Below are 9,529 nucleotides of genomic sequence, written 5' to 3' on the forward strand. Positions count from 1 at the left end.
GCGCGGTCGCCCGCCACCTGCTTGTGACGGACTCTAGGAAACCGGCGCTTTCAGCCGGCTTTCAGCGTGAAAGGGAAAACCGCCGGCGCTTGCAGCGGAAGCCGCAGCGTCACCGCGGTGCCGCGTTCCAGCCCGCCGGCATCCAGTCGCGCGGCCGCGACCTCCATGTCGCCGCAATGGCGGCGCGCGATGGCGCGCACGATCGCCAGGCCCAGTCCCGAGCCCGGCAGGTCCACGTTGGAGCCGCGGAAGAAGCGCTCGCCGGCGCGCGGCCGCTCGTCGGCGGGGATGCCGGGGCCGTCGTCGACGACGCGGATCAGCGCCGCCGGCCCATCGACGCCGATCTGCAGCGTCACGCGGCCGCCGCGCGGCGTGTAGCGCAGCGCGTTGTGCAGCAGGTTCAGCAAGGCCTCGCGCAACTGCCCTTCGTGACCGAGCACGACGATGTCGCCCGGCTCCCGCTCCACGCCCAGATCGATGCCCTGCTCGCGCGCCAGCGGCCAGGATTCGCGCGCGCAGCGCTCGGCCAGGCGGTCCAGCGCGAGGGGCGCCATCTCGACCTGCGCGGTGTCGGCGCGCGCGAGCGCCAGCATCTGGTTGGTGCGGCGCACGGTGTCCTCGATCTGGGCCTTGAGCGCCTCCAGGGCCTCGGCCAGCCGCTCGGGGTCGCGCTCCCGGCGCGCGTAGCCGACCATCGTCGCGAGTGTCGCCAGCGGCGTGCGCAGCTGATGCGAGGCGTCGTCGACGAAACGCCGGCGGCCGTCGATCAGCTCGCGCTGCCGCGCCAGGTGGTGGTTGATCGCGCGCACCAGCGGCGCGGCGTCCGCGGGCACCTCCGATTCGTCCACGGGCGAAAGGTCGTCGTCGGCGCGGGCCTCGACCTCGCGCCGCAGCCGGTCCAGCGGCCGCAGCGCCCAGCCGATCACCAGCGCCAGCGTGGCGGCCACGATGGTCACGGTCAGCAGGTCGCGCCACATCGCCTGGATCAGCAGCGCGCGCGAGAAGGCGTTGCGGGAGTTGGTGCTCTCGGCCACCTGGATGATCAGGCGCCGGCCGGAGCGCTCGGGATCGAGCTCGCGCGCCCAGGCGCCGACGCGCACCGGCGCGCCGAAGTACTCGGCATCGATGAAGCGCGGCACGCCGGTCTTGAGCGGCTGCGCGGGCAGCGGCAGGCCGGCGTTGCCGATCTCCACCAGGCCGTCCTCGGTGCTGACGCGGAAGTAGACCTGGCCGCTGGCGGTCAACTCGAAGAACTCGAGCAGCCGGTACGGCATCTCGACGGACAGGCCGCCGGTCTCGGTGGAGACGTTGCTCTCGATGGCCTTGATCGCGCCGAGCAGCGAGCGGTCGTAGGCCGAGTTGGCCGCCTGCAGCGCGGTGCCCCAGGTCAGCGCCAGTTCCAGCCCGACCGCGGCCAGCATCACCGGCAGCACCAGCGTGAGCAGCGTGCGGCGGACGCTGAAGCGATGCCAGCGCGCCGGGAGCGAGGGTCGCCAGGACCAGCGCCGGCGGGATTGCTGGCCGTCCTGCCGGCGCGGGTCCGCGTCCGGCGGCGTCAGCGTCATGCGGCTTCCAGCACGTAGCCCAGGCCGCGCAGCGTCGTGATGCGGACCTTGCCCGACTCGATGCGGCGCCGCAGCCGGTGGACCAGCACCTCGATGGCCTCGGGACGGACGTCCTGCTCATCGGAGAACAGACGCTCGAGGATTTCCTGCTTGGACATCGGCTCGCCGCTGTGCTGGATCAGCGTGCGCAGCACCGCGTGCTCGCGCGGCGACAGCGCCAGCGGTTCACGGTCCAGCGTGAAGAGCTTGGAGGCGGCGTCGTAGACCAGCGGGCCACAGGCGAACCGCGGCTGGTCGCGGCCGCGGGAGCGGCGGATCAGCGCCACCAGGCGGGCTTCGAGCTCCTGGAGTTCGAAGGGCTTGGCGAGGAAGTCGTCGGCGCCTTCATGGAGCGTGCTCACGCGCTCCATCAGCGAGTCGCGCGCGGTCAGCACCAGCACCGGGACGCGGGAGTCGGCGTCGCGCAGCCTTGCCAGCACCTCATGGCCGCCCAGACCGGGCAGGCCGAGGTCCAGGATCATCGCGTCGTAGCGGGTCGTGGCGAGCTGGCTCAGCACGAGGCGGCCATCGTCGATCCAGTCGACGACGAAGTCGTTCTGGCCGAGCGCCTTCACCAGCCAGTCGGCCAGGGGCTTTTCGTCTTCGACGAGGAGGATCCGCATGGCGCGCGATGCTAGCGCGCCAGTTTGCGGGGTCAGCTAGGTTCTTTCCACATGGCGCCACCCCGTCGAAGGCGCCAGCGCTTCATTCCTTGGACTGAGCATTCTTTTCCGGATCGTCGCGAAATTGATTGGGATCTCCGAAAACTCCGTTCTTGTAGCCGATGTAGTTGGCCGTCCCGATCAAGATGGCGAAGAACACGCCGGCGGCCGCGCAATTGAGCAGAAATTCAATCAACATGAAATCCCCTTATGAACAGAAAGTAATGGCCAAAGATATTCATCAGAACAAGAATCCACATGAGCGAGGCGCAGAATGACTTTCGGATCAGATCGCGCGGGTTCTCAAGATTTTTAGCAACCACCGGCTCCAGCCATCGGACGATCACCATCCAGATCGCGGTCGATACCAGGATCAAGGCCGGCGCGATGGCTGGGATGAAGGCTCGAACGGCTTCATTGGGAATATTGCAAAAAATATCCTGCAGCGAGATGGCTGCGGTGCCGTCAAAGACGAGCAGCAGCAATGCCCAGTCGGCCACCGAGGTTTTCAAGGCCGTTGGACCTCGAATCGTCAGATTCAAGATCCAGCCGACCATAGGCGGGCACGTGCCCGCCAGCCAAAATGTGACCATTTCCGGCGCCATTGCAACTCCTGAGGTCCGTTGAAGACAACGATCCTAGGCTCGCCGGAATCACCGCCAAATCACCCAACGCCGCATCTTGCGAGTTTCTTGCTATCAAATACACGCAAGCAAGTAGTCAGCGCTGGAATCTCGACAAACCGGGGTCAGCGAAGCGCGCCGAACGGGGCGCAGAAATGAAAGGCGCGGACGCGGCGGGCCCCTCTCAGCCGTCTCCCGACGGCACCGGCGCCCGCCGCGCCGTCAAGCGCTCAAGCCAGGTCGCGGCGAGCGGCGTCGATGGTCGCGATGGCCTCCACGGTGTCACCGTGGCGCACCAGCCAACTGACCTTCTCCAGTTGGCGCAGGTCGCCGGCGTTGTCCGGGTCGCGCTGCGCCATCAACTGCCGCCGGGCGTCGCGCAGCAAATGCATCGCGGTGTCCTGGTGGTCGCAGTAGAGCTCGACCTGCACCGCCCGCAGTTGCTGGTGAACCATCGCGCGGCGTTCCGATCGCCGCGTCAGGTCATCGGTGTTCGTCGAGGCCTGGGCCGACGCCGCCGCGAAGGCGGCGACCATGGCGAGGATCGGGGTGGACTTGCTCATGTGCATCTCCTGGGTCCGGCGGGCTCCGCGCCGGTGGCGTCTTCGGGAAGGCGTCGCCGTGGGCCGCGGGGCCGGTCGGGCCGATTGCGTCAAACAACTGTGTGCCCTGGACATAAGGTGCGCCTGTCGAATTAGAGAGACCTTAAGCAAACGCCTCTTCGCGCGATTCCAGGCATGACCTGGCGCTGCGCGCACCGGGAATGACGCGGCGGCAACACCGCCGTCAACGATCGTCACGCGCGGTCACCCGCGCTACACGATGCGAAGCGCTGGCCCGGCATCGCCCTTGCCCGGCTCAAGGCGCCAAGCGCGGGCTTGGCGACCGCCCCGCGACGCTCCTACACTCGGACGGCGTTCGCCAGCAGGTCGCCCAGGGAGAGAACAGATGACCGAAGAGACTGCGGCGCCCGTCGTCCTGTTCGTGGACGACGAGCCTTCCATCCTCAGCGCGCTGCGCCGGCTGGTCCGGCCCCAGGGCTATCGCGTGCTGCTTGCGTCTGGAGGCGCCGCCGGGCTGGAGCTGCTGGCGCAGGAACCGGTCGACGTCGTGGTCTCCGACATGCGCATGCCGGAGATGGACGGCGCGGTCTTCCTGGAGCAGGTCCGCGAACGCTGGCCCGCCGTGGGCCGCATCCTGCTGACCGGCTATGCCGACATCCAGGCCACCGTGGCCGCCGTCAACCGCGGCCAGATCCAGCGCCACATCGCCAAGCCCTGGGACGATCGCGAGCTGCTGATGGCCATCGATGACGCCCTGTCGCGGCGCCGGCTCGAGGTCGAGAATCGCGCGCTGCTGCAGCTCACGAAGGCCCAGAACGCGGAGCTGCAATCGCTCAATGCCGACCTCTCGCAGCGGGTGCGCGCCCGCACGATGGAGCTGGAGCAGGTCAATGCGATGCTGGAGAAATCCTTCGAGCAGGTGAAGGAGACCTTTCTGCTGTCCATCCAGGTGTTCTCCGGCCTGATGGAGTTGCGCGAGGGCGGCCTGGCCGGTTACTCGCGGCAGGTCGCGGATCTGGCGCGGCGCACCGCGCGCCGCATGGGGCTGGGGCCGCGCGTCGAGGAGGACGTCCACAGCGCCGGCCTGCTGCACGAGATCGGCAAGCTCGGCTTCCCCGACGCGCTGCTGCGCAAGCCGGTGTCGACGATGAACGCCGAGGAGATCGCCCGCTACCGGCGCCACACGCTCAACGGCGAGGCGGCGTTGCTGCCGCTGGGCCAGTTGCAGCATGTGGCGCGGCTGGTGCGCTCGCAGCACGAGCGCATCGATGGCAAGGGCTTTCCGGACGGGCTCTCGGGCGATGCCGTGCCGCTGGCGGCGCAGGCGCTGGCCATCGCCAGCGACTATCACGCCGCGCTGTCGGGCCGCATGGCCGAGCAGCGTTTCACCCCCGCGCAGGCGCTGTTGCTGGCGCGCGGCGGCGGCGGCACGCGCTACGAGCCCGAGATCGTCGAGGCCTTCGAGCTCGCCCTCACCGACGAGCCCGAGGACGTGCCGCGCGACCGCCAGATCAGCCCGCAGGACGTCGAGCCCGGCATGGTGCTGGCGCGCGACCTGCTCACGCCCAAGGGCACGCTGCTGCTGGCGGCCGGGCATGTCTTCGACGCGCGGCTGGTGCGGCAGATCCGCGAGTTCGCCGGCCGCGAGGGCGTGAAGCTGGCGCTCTTCGTCCAGCCGCCCGACGGGGACGCGGCGCCCGCGCCACGCCGCGCCGCCGCGCCGCAAGGAGCCGCCCATGGCTGAACGCCTGTTGATCGTGGACGACGAGCCCGGCATCCTGCACGCGCTGCAGCGGCTGCTGCGGCACGGCCTGACCGCCGCCGACGGCAGCCGCTACATCGTCGACGAGTGCGCCAACGGCGTGCAGGCGCTGGAGCGCGCCCGCAGCCATCACTACGCGCTGGCGATCTCCGACTACCGCATGCCCGAGATGAACGGCGTGGACTTCCTGACGGCGCTGCGCACGCTGCAGCCCGACTGCCAGCGCATCATCCTGTCGGGCTACGCCGACCTGAACGCGCTGGTGCGCGCGGTCAACGAGGCCGCGATCGCACGCTTCATCGCCAAGCCCTGGGCCGATTATGAGCTGCTGAGCGCGGTCCGCCAGGTGCTGCAGGTGCGCGAACTGCTGATCGAGAACCGCCGGCTCGCCGACCTGGTGCGCGCGCAGCAGGGGCAGATCAGCGCGCAGGAGGCCGAGCTGCGGCGCCTGGAGCGCCTGGAGCCCGGCATCACCCAGGTGCAGTGGGCGGACGACGGCTCCTTCATCCTCGAGGACCCGGGGGACGTGAAGCTATGAACGCGCCCGACATGACCACGGCCACTGCCACCGCGGCCGGCGGCGCGCCCGCGGGCGCCCCGCCCATCCACCTGGTGGCCGCCTGGGAGGCCGTCACCACGCCGCTGCTCGTCCATGACCAGGAGCGCATCATTCACGCCAACGCCGCGATGCTGCGGCTGCTGGGCTATGAATCCGAGGCGCTGCTGGCGATGCCGATCGATGCCTGGGCGGTCCCGGCGCAGCGCGCGTCGCTGCGCCATTACGGCCTGCAGGCGATCGCGCAGGACGCGCTGCCGCCCGCGATCGAGATCGAGGCCGAGACCGCCAGCGGCTCGGTGCGCTCGCTCGAGCTGACCGCGCGCCCCTACACGCTGCAGGGCCGGCGGCTGAACGTGCTGACGGTGCAGGACCTCAGCGACATGCAGCACGTGCAGACCAGCCTGCTCGACGTCGGCCGCGTGCTGCACCAGATCATCGAGAACAGTCCCGTGGCCAGCTTCGTGCTCGATGCCGAGCATCGCGTCACGCACTGGAACATGGCCTGCAGCAAGCTCACCGGCATCGACCGCTTCGACATGATGGGCCGCCGCGATGCCTGGACCGCCTTCTATCCCGAGGAGCGCCCGCTGCTGGCCGACCTGATCATCGACGGCACCATCGAAGCGCAGAGCGGCCCGCTCTACGAAGGCCGCGCCCGCCGCTCGGAGACCATCGACGACGCCTACGAGGTCGAGGCCTTCTTCCCGAAGATGGACGACGGCGGCCGCTGGCTGTTCTTCACCGCCGCGCCGCTGCTGGACGCGCAGGGCGCGGTGGTCGGCGCCATCGAGACGCTGCAGGACGTCACCCAGCGGCGCCGCGCCGAGGAGGAACTGCGCCGCCACCGCGCCGAGCTCGAGGAGCTGGTGTCCGAGCGCACCGCCGAGCTGCTGCTGACCCACCACGAACTCGAGGCCTTCCTCGAGAACGCCTCGGTGGGGATCGTGACGACGTTGAACCAGCGCCTGGTGCGCGGCAATCGCAAGTTCGCGGAGATGTTCGAGCTGGGCGAGGAGTCGCCCAGCGGCATCCCGACCCGCAACTTCTTCGCCAGCGACGAGGACTTCCAGTCGCTGGCCGCGGTGGCCTACCCGGTGCTCTCGCGCGGCGAGTCGCTGCAGCACGAGATGGAGATGCGCTCCGCGCGCGGCAAGCCGCTGTGGGTGCAGATGATCGCGTACGTGGCCAACCCGCATGACCGGCTGGCCCAGACCTGGTGGCTGCTGCAGGACCGCACCGAGGAGCGCCGCGTCCAGCAGGCGCTGGCCGAGAACTACCAGCGCATCAAGCTCACCAACACCCGGCTCGAGGAGGCGCAGAACCAGCTGCTGCAATCCGAGAAGATGGCCTCGATCGGACAGCTCGCCGCCGGCGTGGCGCATGAGATCAACAACCCGATCGGCTTCGTCACCTCCAACCTGGGCACGCTGCGCGGCTATGTCGAGCCGATGTTCGGGCTGCTCGACGCGATGCAGTCGGCCATCGGCGAGCTGCCCGAGTCCGTGCGGGCGGCGCTCAAGGAGCTCGACCGCCGCATCGACCTGGCCTTCGTCAAGGAGGACCTGCCGCAGTTGCTCGACGAGAGCGAGGACGGTCTGGTCCGGGTCAAGAAGATCGTGCAGGACCTGAAGGACTTCTCGCGCGTGGATCACGCCGAGTGGCAGGACGCCGATCTCAATGCCGGCCTGGACTCGACGCTCAACGTCGTCATGAACGAGGTCAAGTACAAGGCCGAGGTGCGCAAGGACTACGGCCCGCTGCCGCCGGTGCGCTGCATCGCGGCGCAGCTGAACCAGGTCTTCATGAACCTGATCGTCAACGCCGCGCATGCGATCCCGCAGCGCGGCGAGATCCGGCTGACCACCCGCGCGGAGGGCGACTGGGTGTGGGTGCAGGTCGAGGACACCGGCAGCGGCATGAGCGAGGAGGTCCGGCGCCGCATCTTCGAGCCCTTCTTCACCACCAAGCCGGTGGGCAAGGGCACGGGGCTGGGGCTGTCGCTGTCCTACTCGATCGTGCAGAAGCATGCGGGCCGCATCGAGGTCGAGAGCACGCCCGGCGAAGGCACGCGCTTTCGCGTGTGGATCCCGGTCCAGCCGCCCGCGGCGCCGCCGGGCTGACGCCGGCCCGGCTTTTGTATGCCAGTGTGTCCGGCCGCGCGCCGGACACGCGGCGCGCCAAATCGGCGGCGCATCCACACACCGTCGATACATCGGGCCGATGAAATGCGGGCCACGCAGCAGATGACGCTGCATCCACGGAGCCCACCATGATCGCCACCTCTCCCGCCCCCGTCCAAGTCCTCTACACCGCCCGCACCCGCACCACCGGCGGCCGCGAGGGCCGCGGCCAGTCCGACGATGGCCGCCTCGATGTGCAGCTGGGCTCGCCCGGCTCCTCGCGCCCGGGGACGAATCCGGAACAGCTGTTCGCGGTCGGCTGGTCGGCCTGCTTCATCGGCGCCATGGGCCTGGCGGCCCAGGCCATCGGCGTCAAGCTGCCCGCCGACACCGACGTCGAGGCCGCCGTCGACCTGAACAAGGGCAGCGAGGGCTACTCGCTCAGCGCCCGGCTGCGCGTCAGCCTGCCGGGCCTGCCGCGCGACACCGCCTACGAGCTGGTCAAGCGCGCCCATGCCACCTGCCCCTACTCGAAGATGACGCGCGGCAACATCGACGTCGGGCTGGAGCTGGCCTGAACGCGGCCAGCGCGGGAGGAGCCGCGATGAAGCGCCTGCTGCTTGCGCTGCTGTTCCTGTTCGGCGGCGTGGCGCACGAGCTGCGCCACCCGCTGCAGTGCACCGCCATCGTCAGCGGCGGGGGGAGGCGCCGGCGCGACGCGCCGCCCTCGGTATAGTGCCCGGCACCATGAGCGATGCCTCCCCTGCCCTGGCCATCCGGCCCTTCCACGACGAACGCACCGGCACGGTGACCTACGTGCTGTCCGACCCGGCGGCGCGGCAGGCCGCGATCGTCGATCCGGTGCTCGATTTCGACCTGAAGTCCGGCCGCACGTCGACGCTGCAGGCCGACCGCGTGCTGGCGCATCTGGCCGAGGCGGGCCTGCAGGTGCAGTGGATCCTCGAGACCCATGCCCATGCCGACCACCTGTCCGCGGCGCGCTACCTGCAGGAGCGCGTCGGCGGGCGCATCGCCATTGGCGAGCACATCCGCGAGGTGCAGGCGGTGTTCCGCCAGCTCTTCAACCTGGAGCGCAGCTTCCTGCCGGACGGGCGGCAGTTCGACCACCTGTTCGCCGACGGCGACACTTTCCGCATCGGCGGCCTCGAGGCGCAGGCGCTGCTGGTGCCGGGCCATACGCCGGCCTGTCTGGCCTACCGGATCGGGGATGCGGTCTTCGTCGGCGACACGCTGTTCATGCCGGATGTCGGCACCGCGCGGGCCGACTTTCCGGGCGGCGACGCCGCGACGCTGTACCGCTCGATCCGGCGACTGCTGGACCTGCCGCCGGCGACGCGGCTCTTCGTCTGCCACGACTATCCGCCCGAGGGCCGCGCGCCGGCCTGGGAGACCACGGTGGCCGAGCAGCGCGCGCGCAACATCCATGTCCACGACGGCGTGACCGAGGCCGAGTTCGTCGCGCTGCGCACCGGGCGCGATGCGCGGCTGGACGTGCCGGCGCTGATCCTGCCGTCGATCCAGGTCAACATCCGCGCCGGCCATCTGCCGCCCGCCGAAGACAACGGCGTCAGCTATCTGAAGATCCCGTTGAACACGCTGGGCCGGCAGTGAGCGT

The 9,529-nt window shown here is 69.8% G+C and carries 11 protein-coding genes; 6 read left to right on the forward strand and 5 right to left on the reverse strand.

Annotation, left to right across the window (positions count from 1 at the left end; translation table 11 throughout):
* Positions 1–50 precede the first annotated feature (50 nt).
* The 5 genes from ABDW61_RS05285 to ABDW61_RS05305 form a co-directional block, all read right to left on the reverse strand.
* A complete protein-coding gene (locus ABDW61_RS05285) occupies positions 51–1,565 on the reverse strand; it encodes a sensor histidine kinase N-terminal domain-containing protein (protein ID WP_343636958.1) in 1,515 nt (504 codons plus the stop codon).
* Complete coding sequence (locus ABDW61_RS05290; RefSeq protein ID WP_343636960.1) at positions 1,562–2,227, reverse strand: response regulator; 666 nt, start codon at positions 2,225–2,227, stop codon at positions 1,562–1,564. The genes ABDW61_RS05285 and ABDW61_RS05290 overlap by 4 nt, the downstream gene beginning before the upstream one ends.
* An 82-nt stretch (positions 2,228–2,309) precedes the next feature.
* Positions 2,310–2,465 (reverse strand): hypothetical protein, encoded by a 156-nt coding sequence (locus ABDW61_RS05295; RefSeq protein ID WP_343636962.1) that lies wholly within the window; start codon positions 2,463–2,465, stop codon positions 2,310–2,312.
* Positions 2,455–2,871, reverse strand: a complete 417-nt coding sequence (locus ABDW61_RS05300; RefSeq protein WP_343636964.1) for a hypothetical protein — start codon at positions 2,869–2,871, stop codon at positions 2,455–2,457. The genes ABDW61_RS05295 and ABDW61_RS05300 overlap by 11 nt, the downstream gene beginning before the upstream one ends.
* A gap of 248 nt (positions 2,872–3,119) precedes the next feature.
* Positions 3,120–3,452, reverse strand: a complete 333-nt coding sequence (locus tag ABDW61_RS05305) for a hypothetical protein (RefSeq protein ID WP_343636965.1) — start codon at positions 3,450–3,452, stop codon at positions 3,120–3,122.
* A 385-nt stretch (positions 3,453–3,837) separates the two neighbouring features.
* On the opposite strand from ABDW61_RS05305, the gene ABDW61_RS05310 reads away from it, so the two are divergent.
* The 6 genes from ABDW61_RS05310 to ABDW61_RS05335 all read left to right on the forward strand — a co-directional run bounded on the left by ABDW61_RS05310 (position 3,838) and on the right by ABDW61_RS05335 (position 9,525).
* Positions 3,838–5,196 (forward strand): HD domain-containing phosphohydrolase, encoded by a 1,359-nt coding sequence (locus ABDW61_RS05310; protein WP_343636966.1) that lies wholly within the window; start codon positions 3,838–3,840, stop codon positions 5,194–5,196.
* Positions 5,189–5,752 (forward strand): response regulator, encoded by a 564-nt coding sequence (locus ABDW61_RS05315; protein ID WP_343636967.1) that lies wholly within the window; start codon positions 5,189–5,191, stop codon positions 5,750–5,752. The genes ABDW61_RS05310 and ABDW61_RS05315 overlap by 8 nt, the downstream gene beginning before the upstream one ends.
* A gap of 11 nt (positions 5,753–5,763) precedes the next feature.
* Positions 5,764–7,893, forward strand: coding sequence for a PAS domain S-box protein (locus tag ABDW61_RS05320; protein WP_343636968.1), 2,130 nt, complete (start codon positions 5,764–5,766; stop codon positions 7,891–7,893).
* Positions 7,894–8,042: 149 nt separating this feature from the next.
* A complete protein-coding gene (locus tag ABDW61_RS05325) occupies positions 8,043–8,471 on the forward strand; it encodes an organic hydroperoxide resistance protein (RefSeq protein WP_343636969.1) in 429 nt (142 codons plus the stop codon).
* Positions 8,472–8,497: 26 nt separating this feature from the next.
* Positions 8,498–8,629 (forward strand): hypothetical protein, encoded by a 132-nt coding sequence (locus tag ABDW61_RS05330; RefSeq protein WP_343636971.1) that lies wholly within the window; start codon positions 8,498–8,500, stop codon positions 8,627–8,629.
* A gap of 11 nt (positions 8,630–8,640) precedes the next feature.
* The gene (locus tag ABDW61_RS05335; RefSeq protein ID WP_343636973.1) at positions 8,641–9,525 is read left to right on the forward strand and encodes an MBL fold metallo-hydrolase; all 885 of its coding nucleotides are present in this window, start codon (positions 8,641–8,643) and stop codon (positions 9,523–9,525) included.
* Positions 9,526–9,529: the final 4 nt, after the last annotated feature.

This window comes from Roseateles sp. (genome assembly GCF_039595595.1).
GTDB lineage: Bacteria > Pseudomonadota > Gammaproteobacteria > Burkholderiales > Burkholderiaceae_C > Roseateles.

Bases quoted from the DNA above. Each gene is read 5' to 3' on its own strand.
- ABDW61_RS05285 (WP_343636958.1), bottom strand. From the start codon at position 1,565: ATGACGCTGACGCCGCCGGACGCGGACCCGCGCCGGCAGGACGGCCAG.
- ABDW61_RS05290 (WP_343636960.1), bottom strand. From the start codon at position 2,227: ATGCGGATCCTCCTCGTCGAAGACGAAAAGCCCCTGGCCGACTGGCTG.
- ABDW61_RS05295 (WP_343636962.1), bottom strand. From the start codon at position 2,465: ATGTTGATTGAATTTCTGCTCAATTGCGCGGCCGCCGGCGTGTTCTTC.
- ABDW61_RS05300 (WP_343636964.1), bottom strand. From the start codon at position 2,871: ATGGCGCCGGAAATGGTCACATTTTGGCTGGCGGGCACGTGCCCGCCT.
- ABDW61_RS05305 (WP_343636965.1), bottom strand. From the start codon at position 3,452: ATGAGCAAGTCCACCCCGATCCTCGCCATGGTCGCCGCCTTCGCGGCG.
- ABDW61_RS05310 (WP_343636966.1), top strand. From the start codon at position 3,838: ATGACCGAAGAGACTGCGGCGCCCGTCGTCCTGTTCGTGGACGACGAG.
- ABDW61_RS05315 (WP_343636967.1), top strand. From the start codon at position 5,189: ATGGCTGAACGCCTGTTGATCGTGGACGACGAGCCCGGCATCCTGCAC.
- ABDW61_RS05320 (WP_343636968.1), top strand. From the start codon at position 5,764: ATGACCACGGCCACTGCCACCGCGGCCGGCGGCGCGCCCGCGGGCGCC.
- ABDW61_RS05325 (WP_343636969.1), top strand. From the start codon at position 8,043: ATGATCGCCACCTCTCCCGCCCCCGTCCAAGTCCTCTACACCGCCCGC.
- ABDW61_RS05330 (WP_343636971.1), top strand. From the start codon at position 8,498: ATGAAGCGCCTGCTGCTTGCGCTGCTGTTCCTGTTCGGCGGCGTGGCG.
- ABDW61_RS05335 (WP_343636973.1), top strand. From the start codon at position 8,641: ATGAGCGATGCCTCCCCTGCCCTGGCCATCCGGCCCTTCCACGACGAA.